This is a genomic window from Burkholderia sp. SRS-W-2-2016 (assembly GCF_001931485.1).
GTDB lineage: Bacteria > Pseudomonadota > Gammaproteobacteria > Burkholderiales > Burkholderiaceae > Paraburkholderia.
The window spans coordinates 109,353-131,064 of sequence record NZ_MSDV01000074.1; the positions used below are offsets into that span (position 1 = coordinate 109,353).

Annotated in this window: 19 protein-coding genes; 10 read left to right on the forward strand and 9 right to left on the reverse strand. The window is 65.4% G+C overall.

Annotation, left to right across the window (positions count from 1 at the left end; genetic code table 11):
- The first annotated feature begins 69 nt into the window (after positions 1–69).
- Complete coding sequence (locus BTH42_RS30755; protein WP_075304952.1) at positions 70–1,704, forward strand: acyl-CoA synthetase; 1,635 nt, start codon at positions 70–72, stop codon at positions 1,702–1,704.
- 65 nt (positions 1,705–1,769) lie between these two features.
- On the opposite strand, the gene BTH42_RS30760 is transcribed toward BTH42_RS30755, so the two are convergent.
- Positions 1,770–2,408, reverse strand: coding sequence for a LysE family translocator (locus BTH42_RS30760; protein WP_075304953.1), 639 nt, complete (start codon positions 2,406–2,408; stop codon positions 1,770–1,772).
- A gap of 489 nt (positions 2,409–2,897) precedes the next feature.
- Between BTH42_RS30760 and BTH42_RS30765 the strand changes: the two genes are divergently transcribed.
- The gene (locus BTH42_RS30765; protein ID WP_075304954.1) at positions 2,898–3,164 is read left to right on the forward strand and encodes an H-NS family nucleoid-associated regulatory protein; all 267 of its coding nucleotides are present in this window, start codon (positions 2,898–2,900) and stop codon (positions 3,162–3,164) included.
- A gap of 230 nt (positions 3,165–3,394) precedes the next feature.
- Here BTH42_RS30765 and pcaG read toward each other — a convergent pair whose 3' ends face one another.
- Together pcaG and pcaH are read right to left on the reverse strand one after the other, a co-directional pair.
- Entirely contained in the window at positions 3,395–3,982 is a 588-nt protein-coding gene (gene pcaG / locus BTH42_RS30770; protein WP_075304955.1) for a protocatechuate 3,4-dioxygenase subunit alpha, read from the reverse strand.
- A gap of 3 nt (positions 3,983–3,985) precedes the next feature.
- Positions 3,986–4,690 (reverse strand): protocatechuate 3,4-dioxygenase subunit beta, encoded by a 705-nt coding sequence (pcaH, locus tag BTH42_RS30775; RefSeq protein ID WP_075304956.1) that lies wholly within the window; start codon positions 4,688–4,690, stop codon positions 3,986–3,988.
- Positions 4,691–4,800: 110 nt separating this feature from the next.
- Between pcaH and pcaQ the strand changes: the two genes are divergently transcribed.
- Positions 4,801–5,835: a pca operon transcription factor PcaQ gene (gene pcaQ, locus BTH42_RS30780; protein ID WP_075304957.1), complete on the forward strand. Its 1,035-nt coding sequence runs from the start codon at positions 4,801–4,803 to the stop codon at positions 5,833–5,835.
- Between the two features lie 252 nt (positions 5,836–6,087).
- Positions 6,088–7,215, forward strand: a complete 1,128-nt coding sequence (locus tag BTH42_RS30785; protein ID WP_075304981.1) for a 4-hydroxyphenylpyruvate dioxygenase family protein — start codon at positions 6,088–6,090, stop codon at positions 7,213–7,215.
- 24 nt (positions 7,216–7,239) lie between these two features.
- On the opposite strand, the gene BTH42_RS30790 is transcribed toward BTH42_RS30785, so the two are convergent.
- Entirely contained in the window at positions 7,240–8,172 is a 933-nt protein-coding gene (locus BTH42_RS30790) for a LysR substrate-binding domain-containing protein (RefSeq protein WP_075304958.1), read from the reverse strand.
- 128 nt (positions 8,173–8,300) lie between these two features.
- Between BTH42_RS30790 and BTH42_RS30795 the strand changes: the two genes are divergently transcribed.
- Positions 8,301–9,338 (forward strand): DUF1338 domain-containing protein, encoded by a 1,038-nt coding sequence (locus BTH42_RS30795; RefSeq protein ID WP_075304982.1) that lies wholly within the window; start codon positions 8,301–8,303, stop codon positions 9,336–9,338.
- 52 nt (positions 9,339–9,390) lie between these two features.
- Here the strand turns inward: BTH42_RS30795 and BTH42_RS30800 are convergent, their stop codons facing one another.
- The 5 genes from BTH42_RS30800 to BTH42_RS30820 form a co-directional block, all read right to left on the reverse strand.
- A complete protein-coding gene (locus tag BTH42_RS30800) occupies positions 9,391–10,026 on the reverse strand; it encodes a helix-turn-helix domain-containing protein (protein WP_075304959.1) in 636 nt (211 codons plus the stop codon).
- 256 nt (positions 10,027–10,282) lie between these two features.
- On the reverse strand, positions 10,283–11,104 hold the full coding sequence (locus tag BTH42_RS30805; RefSeq protein ID WP_075304960.1) for an oxaloacetate decarboxylase: 822 nt from the start codon (positions 11,102–11,104) through the stop codon (positions 10,283–10,285).
- Positions 11,105–11,325: 221 nt separating this feature from the next.
- Positions 11,326–11,634, reverse strand: a complete 309-nt coding sequence (locus BTH42_RS30810; RefSeq protein ID WP_075304961.1) for a DUF4148 domain-containing protein — start codon at positions 11,632–11,634, stop codon at positions 11,326–11,328.
- A gap of 207 nt (positions 11,635–11,841) precedes the next feature.
- Positions 11,842–12,927, reverse strand: a complete 1,086-nt coding sequence (locus BTH42_RS30815) for an aldose epimerase family protein (RefSeq protein ID WP_075304962.1) — start codon at positions 12,925–12,927, stop codon at positions 11,842–11,844.
- 34 nt (positions 12,928–12,961) lie between these two features.
- Positions 12,962–14,185: a DNA-binding transcriptional regulator gene (locus BTH42_RS30820; RefSeq protein ID WP_075304983.1), complete on the reverse strand. Its 1,224-nt coding sequence runs from the start codon at positions 14,183–14,185 to the stop codon at positions 12,962–12,964.
- A 503-nt stretch (positions 14,186–14,688) separates the two neighbouring features.
- On the opposite strand from BTH42_RS30820, the gene xylF reads away from it, so the two are divergent.
- The 5 genes from xylF (at position 14,689) to BTH42_RS30845 (ending at position 21,610) form a co-directional block, all read left to right on the forward strand.
- Positions 14,689–15,720, forward strand: coding sequence for a D-xylose ABC transporter substrate-binding protein (xylF, locus tag BTH42_RS30825; protein WP_075304963.1), 1,032 nt, complete (start codon positions 14,689–14,691; stop codon positions 15,718–15,720).
- A gap of 95 nt (positions 15,721–15,815) precedes the next feature.
- Positions 15,816–17,375: a D-xylose ABC transporter ATP-binding protein gene (gene xylG / locus BTH42_RS30830; protein ID WP_075304964.1), complete on the forward strand. Its 1,560-nt coding sequence runs from the start codon at positions 15,816–15,818 to the stop codon at positions 17,373–17,375.
- Positions 17,372–18,571: a sugar ABC transporter permease gene (locus BTH42_RS30835; RefSeq protein WP_075304965.1), complete on the forward strand. Its 1,200-nt coding sequence runs from the start codon at positions 17,372–17,374 to the stop codon at positions 18,569–18,571. Before xylG ends, BTH42_RS30835 begins: the two co-directional genes overlap by 4 nt.
- Before the next feature lie 255 nt (positions 18,572–18,826).
- On the forward strand, positions 18,827–21,097 hold the full coding sequence (locus BTH42_RS30840) for a molybdopterin cofactor-binding domain-containing protein (RefSeq protein ID WP_075304966.1): 2,271 nt from the start codon (positions 18,827–18,829) through the stop codon (positions 21,095–21,097).
- Positions 21,098–21,148: 51 nt separating this feature from the next.
- Positions 21,149–21,610, forward strand: coding sequence for a (2Fe-2S)-binding protein (locus BTH42_RS30845; RefSeq protein ID WP_075304967.1), 462 nt, complete (start codon positions 21,149–21,151; stop codon positions 21,608–21,610).
- The last annotated feature ends 102 nt before the right edge of the window (positions 21,611–21,712 follow it).

The following is a 21,712-nucleotide window of genomic DNA, read 5'->3' on the forward strand; positions in this document are numbered from 1 at the left end:
CAGGCAGCAGGTCCCGGTTTGCCAATCAGAACGATCATCGGCGCGGCTCGCGCCCAAGGAGACTACGCAATGACGCAGCACATGTTCGACGAAGGTCTCGAGCGGCGCGAGGCCAATTATGTCCCGCTGACGCCGATCGATTTCCTCGTGCGCGCAGCGCAAGTGTATGGCCACCGGCTCGCGATCGTCCACGGGGAGATTCGTCGCAGCTGGAGCGAGACTTACGAGCGCGCGCGGCGCCTCGCGAGCGCGTTGCGGGCGGCCGGCATCGAGCGCGGCGACACGGTTGCCGCATTGTTGCCGAACATCCCGCCGATGGTCGAAGCGCACTTCGGCGTGCCGATGGCCGGCGCTGTGCTCAACACGCTCAATACCCGGCTCGACGTCGCCACGCTGCTGTTCATGCTGCGCCACGGCGAAGCCAAGGCGCTGATCGTCGACACCGAATACGGCGAGTTCGCACACCGCGCGGCGCTCGAATTTCCGGAGCTGCGCGTGATCAGCGTGGCCGACGCGCAGCCCGCCGACCCCGCGCAGTTCCCCCGCGCGACAGACTACGAGCAGTTCCTGCAAGCCGGCGACCCCACTTACGAATGGACCCCGCCCACCGACGAATGGGGCGCGATCGCGCTCAATTACACGTCCGGCACCACCGGCGACCCGAAGGGCGTGGTCTACCATCACCGCGGCGCGTATCTGAATGCGCTCAGCAACATCCTCGAATGGGACATGCCGAAGCACGCGGTCTATCTGTGGACGCTGCCGCTGTTTCATTGCAACGGCTGGTGCTTCCCGTGGACCGTGGCGGCGCGCGCGGGCGTCAATGTCTGCCTGCGCAGGTTCGACGCGAAGACCGTGTTCGAGCTGATTCGCCGCGAGCGCATCACGCACTACTGCGGCGCGCCGATCGTGCAGAGCGCGCTGGCCAATGCGCCGGCCGAATGGCGCGAGGGCATCACGCACCGGGTGTCGACGATGGTCGCCGGCGCGGCGCCGCCGCCCGCGGTGATCGCGAAGATGAAGGAGATCGGTTTCGATCTGACGCACGTGTACGGCCTGACCGAAACCTACGGGCCGGCGGCCGTGTGCGCGAAGCAGGACGCGTGGGACGAACTCGACGACATCACCCGCGCCGACCTGACCGCGCGCCAGGGCGTGCGCTATCACCTGCAGGCGGCGGTCGCGGTGCTCGATCCGGACACGCTCGCGCCGGTGCCGGACGACGGCGAAACGCTCGGCGAGATCATGTTCCGCGGCAACATCTGCATGAAGGGCTATCTGAAGAACGAACGCGCGACCGAAGCGGCGTTCGCCGGCGGCTGGTTCCATACCGGCGATCTCGGCGTGCGCACCGCCGACGGCTATGTGCGCATCCGCGACCGCAGCAAGGACATCATCATTTCGGGCGGCGAGAACATTTCGAGCATCGAGGTCGAGGACACGCTGTACCGGCATCCGGCGGTGTCGGTGGCGGCGGTGGTCGCGATGGCCGATCCGAAGTGGGGCGAGGTGCCGTGCGCATTCGTCGAGTTGAAGGAGGGCGCGCAGGCGACCGAGGAGGAAATCATCGCGCACTGCCGGCTGTTCCTCGCCGGCTACAAGCTGCCGAAGGCGGTGCGCTTCGGCGAATTGCCGAAGACCTCGACCGGCAAGATCCAGAAGTTCGAGTTGCGCTCGCGGATCAAGGCGGAAGGCAAGGGCTGACGCTCGCGGCCTTCAACGCTGTCCGCTAAGCGGCGCGAGCGTGCGAGACACGCCGCGCCGCGTTATCAAATCCCCATCTTGTGCGCATTCAGGATCAGCCGCAGGCCCAGCGCGGTCACCGCGCTCGCGGCAATGCGGTCGATCCACGCCTTCCAGCGCAGATAGATCTCGCGCGGCCGCTTGCTCGAAAAGCACAGCGCGACGATCGTGTACCAGCCCGCCTCGATCGCGAAGATCGCCGGCGGCAGCGCGAAGTAGCACCACAGCGGCGGATGCTGCGGCAGCAGCGCCGCGAAGATACTGCCGTAATAGACCGCCGTCTTCGGATTGCTGAGCTGCGTGCTCAGGCCGATCCAGAACGACTTGCGCGGATTGCCGCCGGCGCCCGCCGGGGTCGCGCTGAAGGCGAGCGGCTGCGCGGCGCCGCGCCAGATTTTCGACGCCAGATAGATCAGGTAGACGCCCCCGGCCACTTTCAGCCCAACATACAGCCACTCGACGGTCGCGAGCAGCGTATACAGCCCGAGCAGCGCGATGCCGCTGAAGAACACCCCGCCAATGCCCATGCCGAGCGCGGTCGCGAGTCCGTCGTTGCGCGACAGACCGATCGCGTTGCGCGCGACGATCACGAAGCTCGGTCCCGGGCTCATCGCGCCCAATAACAACGCGGCGAGGATCGTGAGGATAGCGGTCGAGGCGGGCATTCGATTGTCTCCTGAGGGGCGGGGCGTTTGGGCGGCCTACGGTCGCGCGGTGCGACGCGAGGTGACGCGCCGCGATGCGGGCGTGGCCGGCGGGCATCGGGCGTAACGTATCGCATTGTCCGTCAATCGCGCGGCCGCGGCCACGAATACTGAAAAGCCGCCGGCCGTGCACTCGGTGCACTCGGTGCGACCCGCGCAATTGGAAAAACTCCGTTGCTGCGCCCCAAATAAATTGAATGCTAGAATCGGCTTCCATACGCTGAAGCGCCCTTGGAATAACTAGCTTGCCTGACTCCAACGCCTTCATTCAGCTGCTTCAATCCCGGATTTAACGAACTTTCACTTCGCGAGTGCGGTTTTTCGCGCATTTGCACGGATGCTGTGAATCCGATTTGTTTCCGTTTTCTTTTGAATTGCGCACGGGCTTCGCGTTGTTTCGCGACAGCCCTGTTTGTCTAACGCCAGCATCAGCTGCGATATCAGAACGTTATGAAAGAGCGAGAAGGACAACAACGCCTGTTCGAACTCGATGAGAATGTGCGCGATCGGATGATCGTGTGGATCCGCCGTCGCATGGACGACTACGACATCACGCTGGAGGCGCTGGCGGAATCGATCGAGGCCGATGCGAACGCGGTGCGCGCGGTGCGCTATCGCGATGCGTTCGGCAATACGTGGGACGGTTACGGCGACAAGCCCGAATGGCTGCGGCGCGCGATATACGCGGGCCAGAGCATCGACCATTTCCTGTGCTGAGCGAAACGGCCTGAAAAAACCGCCACAAAGCCGTCCAGAAGCCACCGGTCCCGCCGCGCGCCGCCCGCCGCGCAAAAAAAAAGCCCGCTCAACGCGGGCTTAACTTTACTACTCGGAGTTTCGCGATCCAGTCGCTTGACGGATCGTACGCAGTTTATGTGAAAGCTGGATGAAAGTGTGCAGTAATCGCTTCACAGTTTCGCTTTCAAGCCTGCTTCACTATTCCTGCCTTACAGATCGAAAAACACGGTTTCCTTATCGCCTTGCATGTGAATGTCGAAGCGATAGACGTTGGACGTGCCCGGCTCGCGACGCGCGATCAGCGTATTGCGACGCTCGGCCGGCACCGCTGCCAACACCGCGTCCTTTTCGTTCGCCTGCGCTTCGTCTTCGAAATAGATGCGCGTGAACGTGTGCAGCAGCATGCCGCGCATCGTCAGGATCACGTTGACGTGCGGCGCTTCGTCCGGATTCGCACGGCCCGGCTTCACCGTTTCGACGACGAAGCGCTTGCGCGAATCCGTGCCGGTGCCGACGCGGGCAAAGCCGCGGAAGCCGGTCTTCTGGATCTCTTCACGCGATTCCGGATAGTGGCCGTTCGAGTCGACTTGCGACATTTCCAGCATCGCGTCGCCGATCACGTTGCCGTCGCCGTCGTGCACGTTGCCGATGATCGTGATGTGCTCGCCGGCCGCTTCGCGGTCAGCCAGCACGTGCGTGAACAGGCTCTTGTAGTCGAAATCGTATTGCTGCGGGACCAGACCGTACGCGAAGTACGGGCCAACGGTTTGCGAAGGCGTTTGCTTGAGGGTCGTCATGGCTTAGCGCTCCATCGGGGTTTCGTTCGGGCCGCGCAGCACGATGTCGAAATCGTAGCCGAGCGCATAGGCTTCTTCCGTGATATCCAGCGAGAACTTCGAGATCATGCGCTCACGGGCATCTGCCGGCGTTCCCTGGTAAATCGGATCGAACGCGAGCAGCGGGTCGCCCGGGAAGTACATCTGCGTAACCAGACGCGAACCGAAGTGATCGCCGAACAGCGAGAAATGGATGTGCTGCGGACGCCATGCGTTCGGGTGGTTGCCCCACGGATACGCACCCGGCTTGATGGTCAGGAAGCGGTAACGGCCTTCGTTGTCGGTGATGCAGCGGCCGGCGCCGAGGAAGTTCGGGTCGAGCGGCGCGTCATGCTGGTCGGCCTTGTGCACGTAGCGGCCGGCCGCGTTGGCTTGCCAGATTTCCACGAGCGTGTTGCGGACCGGGCGGCCGCCTTCGTCGAGCACGCGGCCGGTGACGATGATGCGCTCGCCGAGCGGCTCGCCATTGCGCACCGCGTTGCGGGTCAGGTCGTTGTCGAGCGCGTCGAGGTCTTCGGTGCCGTAGACCGGCACGCGCTGGTCGCGCAGACGTTCCTTCAGCGGAATCAGCGGACGCGTCGGGCCGCGTTTGACCGACGAACCGTACGGCGGGTAGATGTATTCGGGATGCGACGCGAAATCGCGCGGGCTGAGCAGGGAATCTTCCATGAGGTGTCTCCGTTGGAGGAATCGTGGGGTGCAACGTGTGTCCGGCACTTTATACAACGCCGGCAGTTATGCAAAATGACGTTTTCGCCCGTTTCGTATAACCTCCCGTTATGCAACGCAGTCTCGCGGATAGCCGCGTCAAGTTCCGTCATCTTCAGTGCTTTCTGGCCGTCGCGCAATTCGGCAGCGTCCAGCGGGCGGCCCACAGTCTGTCCATCACGCAGCCGGCGGTGTCCAAAACGGTCGCCGAGCTGGAGGCGATTCTGGGCGTCAGGCTGTTCGAGCGCGGCCGCCACGGCGCGGTGCCGACCCGCGAGGGGCAGCTATTTATGCCGCATGCGAGCGCCTGCGTGAGCGCACTGCGCCAGGGCGTCGATCTGCTCGCGCAAGCCGAAGGCGCGGCGGCCGCGACGCTCGAAATCGGCGTGCTGCCGACCGTCGCGGCGGTGCTGGTGCCACCGGTGCTGCGGCAGTTCGCCGAGCAATGGCCGCGCGTGATCGTGCGGCTCGCGACCGGCGCGAATCCGGAACTGCTGGAGCGTCTGAAGGCGGGGTCGATCGAATTTGCGATCGGCCGTCTTGCCGATCCCGAGCGGATGGTCGGCCTCAGTTTCGAGCAACTGTTTACCGAGCCGTTGATCGCAGTCGTGCGTGCCGGGCATCCGCTCGCGCAGGGGGCGGGCTTGCCGGTGACGTCGCTAGATGCGTTTACGGTCGTCTTGCCGCCGTTCGGCACGCTGATCCGCCAGTCGGCCGAAAGTCTGCTGGCCGCGTGGGGCGTGGCGCCGCTGTCGGGGTTCGTCGAGGTGTTGTCGGTGTCGACGGGGCGTGCGTTGACGCTCGAAAACGGCGCGGTCTGGTTCGTGCCGCAAAGCGCGGTCGAATACGAGCTCGCGCACGGGATGCTGGTGCGCCTGCCGCTGCCGTTCGCGGGGACCGGCGAGCCGGTCGGCCTGATCCGGCGCTCGGATACACAGCCGTCGGCGGTCGGGCGTGCGTTCATCGAGGCGGTGCGCGAAGTCGCGCGGGAGCGGATGGCGGCAGTCGCGGACCACAAAGCGGGGAAAAAACCGCGCAAAAGCGCCGGTAAAAATACCCGCGCGCCGGCTCGCAAAAGTGGCCGAAGCAACCCGCCGGAACACTGATGCGACGCGGCGCGGGCCGCGCGCGAGCGGGCACGACCGCTGCACGCATCAACGTTTGAACCATTCAGTACAAAATCGCGGTTGCGAATGCCCCGCGACCCGGTGTACAAACACGGTGCGAAAGCCGCCGCGGCCCGCGCGTTGCGGCGGCGCACCACTCATCATGCAGCCCGCCGCGAATGGCCGGCACAGTTCGCGCCGAATCCCGGCAACACCGGCCATCCGCCAGAAAGACCGTACAAGGAGATTGTCATGCCCAGCGACTTGCCCACTCCAGAGGCCGCGCAGCGCGCCGTGTTGGCGCCGGAGCACAATCCGCTCGGCACGGCCGGCATCGAATTCGTCGAATTCGCCGCGCGCGACCCGCGCGGGCTCGGCGAGACCTTCACCCGGCTCGGCTTCAAGGCGATTGCGCGACATATCAGCAAGGACGTGACGCTATACCGCCAGGGCGAGATGAATTTCCTGATCAACGCGGAGCCCGATTCGTTCGCCGCGCGCTACGCGGAAGAGTACGGCGTCGGCATCTGCGCGATCGGGATTCGCGTGGCCGATGCGCAGCGCGCGTTCGAGCGCGCGGTGGAACTCGGCGCGTGGGAATTCGAGGGCGAGCGTCTCGGCGCCGGCGAGCTGCTGATCCCGGCGATCCAGGGGATCGGCGATTCGCATATCTATTTTGTCGACCGCTGGCGCGGCCGCGGCGGTCAGCGCGGTGGCCTGGGCGATATCTCGATCTTCGACATCGACTTCCGGCCGATCGAAATCGACACCGCCGAGGCCGACCTGAAACACGCGGGCAGCGGCCTGAGCGCGGTCGATCATCTGACGCAGACCGTCGGCGAAGGCCGCATGCAGGAATGGATCGACTTCTATCGCGACCTGCTCAACTTCCGCGAGATTCATGAACTGCACGCGAACTGGCACGTGTCGGCGGAATCGCGCGTGATGGTGTCGCCGTGCGGCGCGATCCGCGTGCCGCTGTACGAGGAAGGCACGCGCCGGACCACGCTGATGCACGAGTACTTGCCCGATCATCCGGGCGAGGGCGTGCAGCATATCGCGCTCGCCACCGACGATATCTTCGCGTGCGTCGAGCAACTGCTCGCGAACGGCGTCGAATTTGTCGAGCCGCCGCCGCGCTACTACGATCAGCTCGACGCGCGTTTGCCGGGCCATGGGCTCGACGTCGAACGTCTGCGCCGCACGCATGTGCTGGTGGATGGCGAGATCGGCGCGGACGGCGTGCCGCTGCTGTTTTTCCAGACCTTCGTGCGGCGCCGCGCCGGCGAGATCTTCTTCGAGATCGTGCAGCGTCGCGGACACCACGGTTTCGGCGAAGGCAATCTTGCCGCGCTCGCGCAGGCGCGTACGGGCGGTTAATGATTCGTGCGGGCGGGTGATCGATCACCCGCCCGCTGGCCGCTCCGCAAGCTCCGGATAACTCGCCCCATACGCGGCGGCTTCCCGTAACAACCACTCGCGAAAACTCGCGAGCGGCTTGCCGTGACTCAGTTCGGTCGGATACACGAGGTAGTACGCGGCGTCGGCGACCGCGGGCGCCTCGAACGGCATCACGAGGCCGAACTGCTGCAACTGCTTGTCGACGAAAAAGCGCGGCACCAGCGCGATGCCCAGGCCTGCCGCGGCCGCGCTGATCAGCATCGTGTGCAGCTCGTAGCGCACCCCCTGCATCGCGCGGTTATCGTCGATGTCGAGACTGGCGAACCACGACGCCCAGCCGTCGGGCCGCGTGGTCGAATGCAGCAGCGGATAGTCGAGCAGGTCGGCGGCGTGCCGGACCGGCTGCTTCAGCAGACTCGCCGCGCACACCGGCACCACTTCCTCACTAAACAGAAAATCCGCTGACGTTCCCGGCCATGTCGGCTTGCCGTAATGAATCGCGGCTTCGAACGGCGTGTCGGCAAACGCGAAGGTCGCGGTGCGCACGCCCATGTTCACGCGCACGTCCGGGTATTGGCGGTTGAACGCGTCCATGCGCGGAATCAGCCATTGCGACGCGAAAGTCGGCAGCACCGCGAGCTCCAGATAACCGCCGCCGCTGCCGTGCGCGATGATCGACAGCGTGTCGCGGTCGAGCTGTTCGAGCGAGCGCCGCACCTGCGCGCTGTACACCTTGCCCGCCCGCGTCAGCACCACGCGTTGCTTGACGCGCGCGAACAGCCGCACGCCGAGATTGCTTTCGAGCGTATTGATCTGCCGGGACACCGCGCTTTCGGTGAGAAACAGTTCGCGCGCCGCAAGCGTGAAGCTTTCATGCCGGGCGGCGGCTTCGAACGCGAGCAGCGCGCCCATGTTGGGAATCCTGAACTTTCGCACGTTAATTCCGAAAACTCATCAAGTGGCCAGTTTATCTCGCTTTACGGGGCCAGAGCCGATTCTCAATAATGGCGGTCGTTATCGAGCGCCGCTGCGGTCGCTCGCCGTAGAGCTTGGAGATCCAGAAGATGCGAAACCTGAACAACGCAAATGTCGAGCAACTGCTGTCGACCCTACTCGGCGCGGAGAAAACCGCGCGGCTCTTCGCGACTCTGAATCGTCCGGCGGTGCTCGCCGAGTGGGAAAACGGCAGCGTCACGCGCGCCGAACTCGCGCAGGCGCTGAACATGGCGCTGTTCGACGATCTGCTCGCGCGCTCGGAAAACGGCCGCCGCTATACCGACGAAACGGTTGCGGCCGGCGGCAGCGTGTACTTCGATCACGGCGCGCTGCGCACGGTGCGCTGGCCGCACAGCGGCGCACTGCCGCCCGGCGAGGCTGCGTTCGCGCGGATCCTGCGGCCGCTCGGTTTCAGCGTCGCCGGCCGCTATCCGCTCGACCGGCTCGGCATGACCGGCCGCGCATGGGCGCATGACGACGCGCCGGACGAAATCGCGCAGTTTTTCGTCAGCGAGCTGCACCCCGAGCGCTTTTCCGTGGCGTTCCAGCAGGCGGTGACGAACGTGATCGGCGCGTCGCGCGATCCGTTGACGCCACGCGCGAGCGGCTTGCTGTGGGAACTCGAGCGCGACGGCGTGCTGCCGCTTGGCGCCGCGCAAGAACTATTGCCGGTGCTCGTCGGCGCGTTCGCGCGTCAGCACGAGATGCCCAGCGAAGCCGATTACGACGCGTTGTTGAAGGAGTCGGCGGAAATGGCGTGGATCGCGACCGAGGGCAACGCGTTCAATCACGCGACCGATCGCGTCGCCGACGTGTTCCAACTGTCGGACGACGAAAAAGCCAAGGGCCGGCCGATGAAGCCCGACGTCGAGCACTCCCGTTCGGGCCGGGTGTTCCAGACCGCGTATCGCGCGGATATCGTGCGGCGCGAGTTTCGCGCGTTTGACGGCAGCATTGTCACGCGCGACGTGCCGGGCTCGTTCTACGAATTCATCACGCGCAAGCGAGGTTTCGATCAGGACACGCGTCGCTGGGAAACCGACCTGCGTTTCGACGCGGGCAACGCGCAGGGGATCTTCCGGATGACCGCCGGCGCGGCAGCCTGAGCGCACGCAACGGCGCGTGCGCCTGAGCGCGACGAATGCTTCGGAGTGCGCGCTATTTCTTCGCCGGCTCGACGACGGCCGCCGGCGTATGCGCGAGATCGGCATTGGTCGCCATCCACAATACCTCGGCGTCTTCGTCGCTGGTGGACACCGCTGCGTGACCGGTGCGGCTGTCGAAGTAGAGGCTGTCGCCCGCGTTCAGATGCGTCGGCGCGTACAGCTCCGAATACAGGCACACGCTGCCGCTGATCACGTACAGAAATTCTTCGCCTTCGTGGCGGCCCCAGTCGTCGAACGCGTCGAGCGTGTGCGCGGAGATGCGGATACGAAACGGCAGCATCGCCTTGTGCGCGAGATCGGTGGCGAGCAGTTCCATCTGATAGCCGCGATACGCGTGACGCTGACCCTCGTCCTTGCGGGTCAGCGCGCGCCGGCCGCTCGCGCTGACCTTCGGCGTCGAGCCGAACAGCTCGCCGATTTCGATCTTCAGGCCCAGCACGATTTTCTGCAGCACGTCGAAAGTGGGGGACATCAGGCCGTTTTCGACTTTCGACAGCGTCGAGCGCGACACGCCGCACAGGCGGCTCGCGGTTTCGAGCGTCAGGTCCTGCGCCTGACGCGCGGCGCGCACGCGTCGACCGAGGTCGGTGGTGGAGGGATCGGCGGGTTTGCTGAGGTGGCTGTCCATGGGCTTGCTGCGGTTCGGCTGCGCGCGGTATCGGGCGGATGATGTTTCCGATAATAACATTTGGCGCGGCGCGTTTATCCGGCGGGCATCGGCGGTGGGAGCGACGCTGCGCACCTGAGCGATTTGAGCACATACGTTCGATGCTTTCGGGGGCGCGAGTGGGAAGCTGTGCGCTGGCAGCAGGGATATGCACAGCGTTCGCGTCCCTTTCGCATCGGAAACCCGCAGGCTTTGAGCGGCCGCTTTTATGGCGGCTTCACGCGCCCCGCTTGAACAACTCGTTGAGCGTCGCACCCGGCGCCGCGCCGCTGAAAGCGAAGCGGCCATCGGCCAGCGCCTCGGCGGCCGAGATGAATCCGCCCCACGCCGCGCGCGCCAGAGCGCCGCCCACGCTGATACGCCGCACGCCGAGCGCGGCTACATCCTGCAACGTCAGCTCCGACGTCGAGCCGATCAGCAGATTGACCGGCTTCGGCGCGACCGCTGCGACCACCGCCTCGATCTGCTCGCGCGTCTGGATGCCGGGCGCGTACAGACAGTCGGCGCCGGCCGCCGCATACGCTTGCAGACGCGCAATCGCATCGTCGAGATCCGGTTTGCCGGCGAAGAAGTTTTCCGCGCGGCCAATCAGCAACGTATCGCCGCCGCTCTGATCGATGGCCTTGCGCGCCGCGCTTACGCGTTGCGCCGCGACGTCGATCGGAAACAGCGGCGCGGCGGAATCGCCGGTCGAGTCTTCGATCGACAGCCCCGCGACCCCGGTTCCGACCGCTAGCGTCACGCTTTCGGCCACTTCGTCCGAACTGCTACCGAAGCCGTTTTCGAAGTCCGCATTGACCGGCAGATCGGTGGCATCGACGATCGCGCGCAGATGCGCAAGGATCGCTTCGCGCGGCAGCGTGTTGTCCGCGTGACCAGTCGACCACGCGAAACCGGAACTGGTGGTCGCGAGCGCCTGGAAGCCGAGCGTTTGCAGATAACGGGCGCTGCCCGCATCCCACGGATTGGGCAGCACGAAACAGCCGGACGTGTGCAGCGCGCGGAACGCGGCGCGTTTTTCGGCAACGGTGCGGGGCATTTGCGGTTCTCCGGTGGAGTTAGGTCAACTCGGGGGCAGGTAAAGCGGCGTTCGTCATCGGCAAGTCTATGCCGGTATCGGCCGTACAAACGAAAAAAACGAGCACATGCTTCGCAAAGCATGTGCTCGTTTCTTGACGAATAAAACGGGCGCCGGCCCGACAGCGCGGCAGTCAGACCCGGCGCCGTTCGCCCTTATCCGTTATACGGTCGCGGCATGTATCACTGATCGGCCGGATTGACCCACATCGGATGCTGGCCCGATTGCGACGATCCGCCCATCGACGACCCATATCCCGACGTGTCGCCCTGACCATTTGCCTTCATCTTGGCGACGCGCGCTTCGGCGGCCTGGATGTCGGCCGGATATTGCGGATCGCGCGCGGTCGCCGGGTTATAGCCGGCCTGTTCGAGTTGCTTCACTTCGTTGATCACTTCCGCGCGCGTGACCGGCTGCTCCGTTTGCGCGAACGAGATGGCCGGCGCCGCGAACGCGGCCGCCAACGCGACTGCCTGGATGAGCGATTTCATAAGTTTTCCCTCCGAGAGTGTTGGTCCGGGAGCACAGCGGTACCGGCGCCCATTGACCCAGTCTAGAGGGAGGCCTGCCCCTTAGAAAACGGTGGGCACGCTAATTCAGTATTGCAGCAAACAGCCAGTCGGCATGCTGTAATCCCGCCGCCGCGACTTTCGTAAAGTGCGCATCGTAAAGCGCGCAACGACTCGTTAGCGCAGGCCTTAAACCCCTTCGCGCACGCCGACGCGATAAGCGCTGACCTGCCGGTAAGTCTCGCCGGGCCGCAGGATCACTTCGTCGCGCTCGCTCATATTGACTTCGTTCGGAAAACCGCCTGTTTCGAGGCACAAACCGGCGTATTGCTGATAACGCGCACCGCCGCGTCCCGCGTTGCCGTTCAGCGCATTGCCGCTGTAAAACTGCAGCCCGCGTTGATCGGTCAGCACGCGCAGCTCGCGCCCGCTGCCCGGATCGTAAGCACATGCAACTTCACGCACGGGCCGAGCGTTGCCGTCGCTTGTGGCCTCGGCCGCCGCGCGCAGCACATAGCAATGATCGAAGCCGCCGGCGCGCGCGAGTTGCGCATGCGGCCAGTCGAGCCGGCCGCCAATCGGCGCGCTCTGCCGGAAGTCGAACGCATTGCCGGCAACCTCGGCGAGCTTGCACGGAATCAGCGACGCATCGACTTCGAAGAAGCGCTCCGCGTCGATCGTCAGCACATGGCCGCGAATGTCGGTGCCCGCCTGACCGGTCAGATTGAAGTACGGGTGACTGGTCAGATTGAGCGGGGTCGGCGCGTCGGTGATCGCTTCGTATTCGATCGTCAGCGTGCCGTCGTCGTCGAGCGAATAGCGCACCTGCACGGTCACGTTGCCGGGAAAACCGGCGTCGCCTTCGGGCGACTCCAACCGCATCAGCAACGCGCCGTCGTCCTCGCTCACATCCCACAGCGCGCGATGAAAACCGACCGTCCCGCCATGCAGCAGGTTCGCGCCTTCGTTGCGATCGAGCGTGTATTCGATGCCGTCGAGCGCAAAGCGCGCGCCGGCAATCCGGTTCGCCCAGCGACCGATCAGTCCGCCCATATACGTGGTCGCGGCCGCGTATTCGGCGGGCGTGTCGTGACCGAGCAGGATATCGCCGAGACGCCCCGCGCGATCCGGCGCATGCCACGACACCAGCGTCGCGCCGAGGTCGCTGATCGCGACTTTCATGCCGTGCGCGTTACGCAGCGTATAGAGCCGCACGCGATCGCCGCCTTGCAGCGTGCCCCACGACTCGGAAGAAACTTGTGCAATGCTGATCATGTGATCCGTGCGAGAGAGAGGAAAAAGAGCAGGTTCAGCCGGCTGCCTTGGCCGGCTTCGCACTCACGCGCTCCTGGTACTCGCGCGGCGTGCAGCCGAGTTCGCGGCGGAACACCGCATACATGTATTGCAGCGAAGTGAAGCCGCAACGAACCGCGACTTCCGCGCTCGACGCATCGCGTTTCGCCAGCAGCGACTTCGCGACGTCGAGCTTGTGGCGCAGGATTTCCTGATGCACGGTGCACTGCCGCTCACGGCGGAAATACTCTTCGAGCGACGAGCGCGACACGCCCACGTAGTCGGCCACCTGTTCGGTGCGGATGCCCTGGCACGCGTACTGACGAATGAAGTGGCGCGCGCGCATCACGTACGGGCTCGCCAGCGGCTGATGGCGGGTCGACTCGAGCACGTTGATGCCGACCGGCGGCACCAGAATGCGCCGCCCCGGAAAACGCGCGCCGTGCAGCATCTGATGCAGGATGTGCGCGGCGGTGCGGCCCATTTCTTCGGTGCCCTGAATAACCGAAGAAAGCGGAATACGCGTCAGCGTACGGGTGAGCGGATCGTTGTCGATGCCGATGATCGCGACTTCCTCCGGCACCGAGATGCCGGCAATCAGACAGGCCTGCAGCAGATGCCGCGCGCGCGCATCGGTGACCGCGATGATGCCGACGGGCTTCGGCAGTTGCCGCAGCCAGTTGGTCAATTGTTCGATTGCCTGATTCCACGACGGCGCGCTGGTCGACAGGCCGCGATAGATCTCGCTGTCGATCTGCGCGGTACTGCGGCCGTCCTGGCCGCGCAATTCCATGAACGCGAGTTCGCGCTGCTGCGCCCAGCGGTTTTCCTGCGCCGCCGGCAGGCTGTACAGCGCGAAGTTCGTGAGCCCCGCGCCGATCAGATGCGTGTACGCGAGCGACACCAGCTTGCTGTTGTCGGTCGCGATATAGGGTAAATCCGGGGGATATTGCGTCGGGTCCTCGTACGACGAACCGACCGCGACCACCGGCAGCGGACAGCCGCGCAATGCTTCGTCGACGGCCGGATCGTCGAAGTCCGCGATGATGCCGTCGCCGTCGAAACGCTCGATCCCGGCGAGCCGGCAGCGGAAGTCTTCTTCGAGGAACAGGTCCCACGCGACCCGCGTCGACAGCAGGTAGTTGCCGATGCCGGTGATGATCTCGCGGTCGTAGACCTTGTTCGCGTTGAACAGCAGCGCGATCCGATGGGTCGTCTGGGGTGTGGGCGGACGGGTCATGGCGGTCAAGGACGCGTGGCCATAGCGGCCATGCGGCTTCGTCTCCTGTGTCGTGAGTGCCCGGAAAGCACTCCGTTCTTTTTAAGCGTCTGGTTATTCTAGGCCGCGAAATACGCGGCGGTCATCAACAAACGCGCGGGTGGTAAGAAACATCAAGCGTGCTGCGCAATTTCGCAATTGCCGGCATTTCGCGCAAGCGGCAGCATGGCGTCACTTCGTCGGCCGGCGGGCCATGTTCGGGGCACCTTCGGCCGATGCCGCGTTCGCATCGTTCCCAAAGTCTGGCACGCCGTACTATCCGTGCCGCCACCCCGGCGTCCCGCCCACGACCCACCCCGCCGCGGCCCGCGCGGCGCAGCAGCACCAGTCTTCCGATAACCATCCGCCGGCCACGTCGACCGCGCGGAGCAGCAAGCTGTCGGCTGTCGTTTGTTCAGGTCCGCGTCTCGCAGCGCGGGCCGACACATCCGGGATTCCGGCTATCACAACACAAGGAGACAGAAATGAAAAAATTCGCCATGCGTCGCAACGTACTGAGTTCGCTGGTATGCGGAGCGGTACTCGCCAGCCTGTCGCTCGCCGCGCCGCTCGCGCACGCGAGCAAGGACCACCCGGAAATCGGCTTCTGTATCGACGATCTGCGCGTCGAGCGCTGGTCGCGCGATCGTGACTATTTCGTCGCCGCGGCGGAAAAGCTCGGCGCGAAGGTGTCGGTGCAATCGGCGGACGCGAGTGAAGAGCGCCAGATTTCGCAGATCGAGAACCTGATCTCGCGCGGCGTCGACGTGATCGTGATCGTGCCGTTCAACTCGAAGACGCTCGGCAACGTGGTCGCCGAAGCGCGCAAGGCCGGCATCAAGGTGGTCTCGTATGACCGCCTGATTCTGGATGCGGACATCGACGCGTATATCTCGTTCGACAACGAGAAGGTCGGCGAAATGCAGGCGCAAGGCGTGTACGACGTGCGTCCGAAAGGCAACTACTTCCTGCTCGGCGGCGCGCCGACCGACAACAACGCGAAGATGCTGCGCCAGGGTCAGCTGAAGGTGCTGCAGCCGGCGATCGACAAGGGCGACATCAAGGTGGTCGGCCAACAGTGGGTGCCGGAGTGGAGCGCGTCGACCGCGCTGCGCATCATGGAAGACGCGCTGACCGCGAACAACAACAAGATCGACGCGGTCGTCGCGTCGAACGACGGCACCGCCGGCGGCGCGATCCAGGCGCTGGCCGCGCAGAACCTCGCGGGCAAGGTACCGATCTCGGGTCAGGACGCGGACCTCGCGGCGGTCAAGCGCGTGAAGGCCGGCACCCAGACGATGACGGTCTACAAGCCGCTCAAGCTGATCGCCGGCGAGGCGGCGAAGCTGTCGGTCGCGCTCGCGAAGGGCGACAAGCCGGGCTTCAACGCGCAGTACGACAACGGCAAGAAGAAGGTCGATACGGTGCTGTTGCAGCCGACCAAGCTGACCAAGGCCAACATCGACATCGTCGTGAAGGACGGCTTCTACACCGACGCGCAACTGGCGAGCAAATAAGACCGCAGACGGGCATGGCGTGACACGTACGCTTCCGGGCTTCACGCCCGGGAGCGTGCCGGCGCACCCGCCCACCTTGCAGCGAGGCAGAGCGAATGACGCAACCTCTTCTGACGATGCGCGGCATCGTCAAAGCTTTTTCCGGCGTGAAAGCGCTCGACGGCATCGACCTGACGGTCCGGCCGGGCGAGTGCGTGGGCCTGTGCGGCGAAAACGGCGCGGGCAAATCGACGCTGATGAAAGTCCTCTCGGGCGTGTATCCGCACGGTACCTGGGATGGCGAAATAACCTGGGAAGGCGAGCCGTTGAAGGCCGCCAGCGTGCGCGACACCGAACGCGCCGGGATCATCATCATCCACCAGGAACTGATGCTGGTGCCGGAGCTGTCGGTTGCGGAGAACATCTTTCTCGGCAACGAAATCACGCTGCCGGGCGGCCGCATGAACTACGCGGCGATGTATCAGCGCGCCGACGAACTGCTGCGCGAACTCGGCATCAGCGGGATCAATGCCGCGCAGCCGGTGATGAACTACGGCGGCGGCCATCAGCAGTTGATCGAAATCGCCAAGGCGCTGAACAAGCGCGCGAAGCTATTGATTCTGGACGAACCGTCGTCGTCGCTGACCGCCTCGGAGATCGCGATTCTGCTCGACATCGTGCGCGATCTGAAGCGGCGCGGGATTGCCTGCGTGTACATCTCGCACAAGCTCGACGAAGTCGCGGCCGTATGCGACACGATCAGCGTGATTCGCGACGGCCGGCATGTGGCGACCGAACCGATGCACGCGCTGACCACCGACCGCATCATCGCGCTGATGGTGGGCCGCGAGATCAAGAACCTGTTCCCGCGCGAGCCGCATCCAATTGGTGACGTGATCTTCGAAGCGCGTAACGTGACCTGTTTCGACGTCACCAATCCGCGCCGCAAACGCGTGGACAACGTGTCGTTTGCGTTGCGGCGCGGCGAGATTCTCGGCGTCGCGGGTCTGGTAGGCGCGGGCCGGACCGAACTGATGCAGGCGATCTTCGGCGCGTATCCGGGGATCAGCGAAGCGAGCGTCGAACTCGACGGCAAGCCGTTGAAGATTCGCGCGCCGATCGACGCGATTCGTGCGGGCATCGCGATGGTGCCCGAGGATCGCAAACGCCACGGCATCGTGCCGGGGATGAGCGTCGGCCACAACATCACGCTCGCGGTGTTGCAGCGTTTCACGGCGGGCGGCCGGATCGATTCCGCGGCCGAACTCGACACGATCCACACCGAGATGAAGCGGCTGTCGGTGCGCGCGGCGAACCCGATGCTGTCGATTGCGAGCCTGTCGGGCGGCAACCAGCAGAAGGCCGTGCTCACGCGCATGCTGCTGACCGATCCGAAGGTGCTGATCCTCGACGAACCGACCCGCGGCGTCGACGTCGGCGCCAAATACGAAATCTACAAACTGATTTTCCAGCTGGCCCAGCGCGGCATGTCGATCGTGATGGTGTCGTCCGAATTGCCTGAAGTGCTCGGTCTCAGCGACCGCGTGCTGGTGATCGGCGAAGGCGAGTTGCGCGGCGACTTCGTCAATGACGGGCTGACCCAGGAAGACATCCTCGGCGCCGCGATCCGCCCCGCGCAGCTATCTTCGAACCCAACCGCAGTGAGTGCCGCATGACGCCCGAAGTGACTTCCCAACGCACCGACGAGGCCGCGCCGCGGCACGCCGTCGGCGGTACGCAACGCGTGCAGCAGCTGTTCGCGCGCTACAAGATTCTCGCGCTGCTGATCGCGGTCGCCGTGATCTGGACGTTCTTCTCGGTGCTCACGCACGGCGCGTTCGTCACGCCGCGCAACCTGTCGAACCTGCTGCGGCAGATGTCGATCACCGGCATGCTCGCGTGCGGGATGGTGTTCGTGATCATCGCCGGCGAGATCGATCTGTCGGTCGGCTCGCTGCTCGGTTTGCTCGGCGGCGTCGCCGCGATTCTCGACGTGAACCGGCACTGGCCGATCGGCGTGACGATTCCGGTGGTGCTGCTGCTCGGCGTCGCGGTCGGCATGTTCAACGGCTGGTGGTCGACTTATCGGCGGGTGCCGTCGTTCATCGTCGGGCTGGGCGGCATGCTCGCGTATCGCGGCATCCTGCTCGGCATCACAGGCGGCTCGACGATCGCGCCGGTGTCGGACAGTTTCGTGTTCGTCGGCCAGGGCTACTTGCCGAGGCTCGCGGGCGACACGCTCGCGGTCGTGCTGTTCGTATTGTTGGCGTTCCTGACGATCCGCCAGCGCGCGAACCGGCAGCGTTATCAGCTGCGCGTGGTGCCGTTCTGGCAGGACGTCGCGAAGGTGATCGGCGCGGGCGCGATCCTCGCCGGCTTCGTCGCGACGCTCGACCGCTACGGCGGTATTCCGGTGCCGGTGCTGCTGCTGCTCGCGCTGCTCGGCATTTTCACGTGGATCGCGACGCAAACCGTGTTCGGCCGCCGCATCTACGCAGTCGGTTCGAACCTCGAAGCGACCCGGCTGTCCGGCGTCAATACCGACCGCGTGAAGCTCGCGATCTTCGCGCTCATGGGCCTGATGTGCGCGTTCGCCGGCATCGTCAACACCGCGCGGCTCGCGGCGGGCTCGCCGTCGGCCGGCTCGATGGGCGAGCTCGATGCGATCGCCGCGTGCTTTATCGGCGGCACCTCGATGCGCGGCGGCTCCGGCACCGTGTACGGCGCGCTGATCGGCGCGCTGGTGATGGCCAGTCTCGACAACGGGATGTCGATGCTCGACGTCGACGCGTACTGGCAGATGATCGTGAAGGGCGGCATTCTGGTGCTGGCCGTCTGGATCGATGTGATGTCGGGCTCGAATCGCCGTTGATACACAGCGGCGCGCGGTATCCGGGATGGGCCGCCAGTTAGCGGCCCATCTCGCAGTTAATGAAGCACCCCACGATTTCCCCGCCCCGCCTGCCGGTCCCCCGGTCCCACGCCGCACGGCTCATTGCGCCGGCCGCGCGCATTTAAGTCTCACGTCCCCCCGTCCGTCTTATTACTATTCGCAAACGCAGACGGGCGTCTGCGCGCTTGCGCCGTTTCCCCGTGATCGTGCCGGTGTCGCTAGAACGAGCCATCCATGCTAACGCGCAGAACCTTCCTGCTTGGCGGCGCCGGCGCGCTTGGCGGCCTGCTGGTCGGCTGGGCCGTGCTGCCGCCGCGCCAGCGTTTGAGCACCGCGACGCCGCTGCCGGTGCAAGGCTCGCAGATCGCGCTCAACGGTTGGGTCAAGATCGACGCCGATGATCGCGTGACGATCATGATGGCCAAGACCGAGATGGGGCAGGGCATCCACACCGGTCTCGCGATGCTGCTCGCCGAGGAACTCGACGCCGACTGGTCGCGGGTGCGGGTCGAGGAAGCGCCGATCGACAGGATCTACAACAGCGTGCAGAGCATCGTCGACGATCTGCCGTTTCGCCCCGACGACGACAGTTTCGTGAAGCAGGGCACCGTGTGGATCGCGCGCAAGGCGGTCAGCGAGTTCGGCACGATGATGACCGGCGGCTCGTCGAGCATGAACGATCTGTGGACGCCGATGCGCGAGGCCGGTGCGTCGGCGCGCGCGATGCTGGTCGGCGCGGCGGCCGATCAATGGCGGGTGCCGCCGCACGAATGCCGGGTCGAACAGGGCTACGTGCTGCACGCGCGGGGACATAAGGCGAGCTTCGGCGAGTTGTCGTCGCAAGCCGCGCTGCAGCCGATGCCGCGCACGGTCGCGCTGAAACAGCCGGCCGACTTCAGGCTGATCGGCCAGCCGCTCAAGCGGCTCGAAGCGGCGGCGAAGATCGACGGCGTCGCGCGCTTCGGCATCGATGTATTGCCGAATCGTCTGCTGTACGCGAGCGTCGTGATGTGCCCGACGCTCGGCGGCACGGTCGCGCATTTCGACGCGACGCCGGCCGAAAAAATGCCCGGTTTCGTGAAGGCGCTCGCGGTGCCGCCGTATGCGGGCGGCACCGGCGGCGTCGCGGTGATCGCCGACAACGCGTATCGCGCGATGAACGCGGTCCTCGCGATCAACGTGACCTGGCACCACGGCGCGGCCGCGAAACTGTCGAGCGCGGCGGTGGACGAGCGCCTCGTCGCCGCGCTCGATGACAGCGACGGTCACGTGTACTTTCATCGCGGCAACGTGCACAGCATGATGGGCCGCGCGGTGCGCACGCTTGAAGCGGTCTATCACGCGCCGTATCTCGCGCATGGCGCGGTCGAGCCGCTGAACTGCACGGTGCAGGTCGTGGACGGCGCGGCAACCGTATGGGTGTCGACGCAGATGCCGGGGCTCGCGCGCAAGCACGTCGCGAAGGCGCTCGGTATCGACGCCGAACTCGTCGACGTGCAGACGCAGCTATTGGGCGGCGCGTTCGGCCGCCGCCTCGAACTCGATTTCATCGCGCAGGCCGCGGCGATTGCGCGCGAGGCCGACGGCCGGCCGGTGCAGACGATCTGGTCGCGCGCGCAGGACTTCACCCACGATTACTACCGGCCCGCGTGCGCGGCATGGCTGCAGGCGGGCCTCGACGAGCACGGCAAACTGGTCGCGTGGCATGCGAAATCGGCGGGGCAGGCGATCGTGCCGGAGGCGCTCGCGCGCTACTACGGCGTGCCGCGTATCCCGCTCGACAAGACCACGCTCGAAGGCGCATTCGATCAGCCGTACGAATGGCCGGCCGCGCGCGTGTCGCACAAGATCGTCGAATTGCCGGTGCCGGTCGGCTTCTGGCGCTCGGTCGGCCACTCGCATCAGGCGTTCTTCACCGAGAGCTTCACCGACGAAGTCGCGGCCGCCGCCGGTCAGGACCCGATCGCGTTTCGCGCGGCGCTGCTCGCCGGGCATCCGCGTCACCTCGCGGTGCTGAAGCGGGTCGAGACGCTGTCGGACTGGGGCAGCCCGCTCAAACCCGCGGCCGATGGCGCGCGCCGCGCGCGCGGCGTCGCGTTGCACGAGGCGTTCGGCAGCGTGGTCGCGCAGGTCGCGGAAGTGTCGATCGGGCCGGACCGGCAGATTCGCGTGCACCGGGTGGTGTGCGTGATCGATTGCGGCTTGCCGGTGAATCCGAATCTGATTCGTCAGCAGATGGAAGGCGGCATCGTGTTCGGGCTGTCGAGCGCGTTGCAGAACGAGATCACGATCGTCGACGGCCAGGTGCAGCAGAAGAACTTCACCGACTTTCCGGTGGTGCGGATGAACGTGTGTCCGGCGATCGAAACCGACATCATGCCGAGCCAGCTGCATCCGCAGGGCGTCGGTGAGCCGGGCGTGCCGCCGGTCGCGCCGGCGGTCGCCAATGCGGTGTTCGCGTTGACCGGGCAGCGGCTGCGCAGCCTGCCGTTGCGGCTCGCGTGAGCGGGCCATGAGCGAAGCATGAGCGGATGACCTCGAATTCAGGAGGCAAGCATGGCGGTACTGAATATCAACGGGAAGCTGGTGAAAATCGACGCCGAGCCGGACATGCCGCTGCTATGGGTGCTGCGCTGCGATCTGGGCATGACCGGCACCAAGTTCGGCTGCGGGGTGGGCATTTGCGGCGCGTGCACGATCAATCTGGACGATGCCGCGTGCCTCGCGTGTCAGACGCCGATGTCGAGCCTGCATATGCAGAAGAAGATCGTGACGATCGAGGGCTTGCAGGGACGCGAGGCGCAGGCGCTGAAAGCGGCGTGGCTCGAACTCGACGTCGTGCAGTGCGGCTATTGTCAGAGTGCTCAATTGATGGCGGCTTGCGCGCTGCTCAAGCGCAAGCCGGATCCGACGGACGCGGAGATCGATCAGGCGATGACGCCGGTGGTGTGCCGTTGCGGCACGTACCCGCGCGTGCGGGCGGCGATTCATCTGGCGGCGGGAAAAAAGGGGCGCTAGAGCTGACCAACCTGAACGCTGCGAACGCCCCGCCCAAACCTTAATTGGCCAGCATTTCCACGATGACGACAACCGCCGTGAAGACGCTGATACATCCGCCCA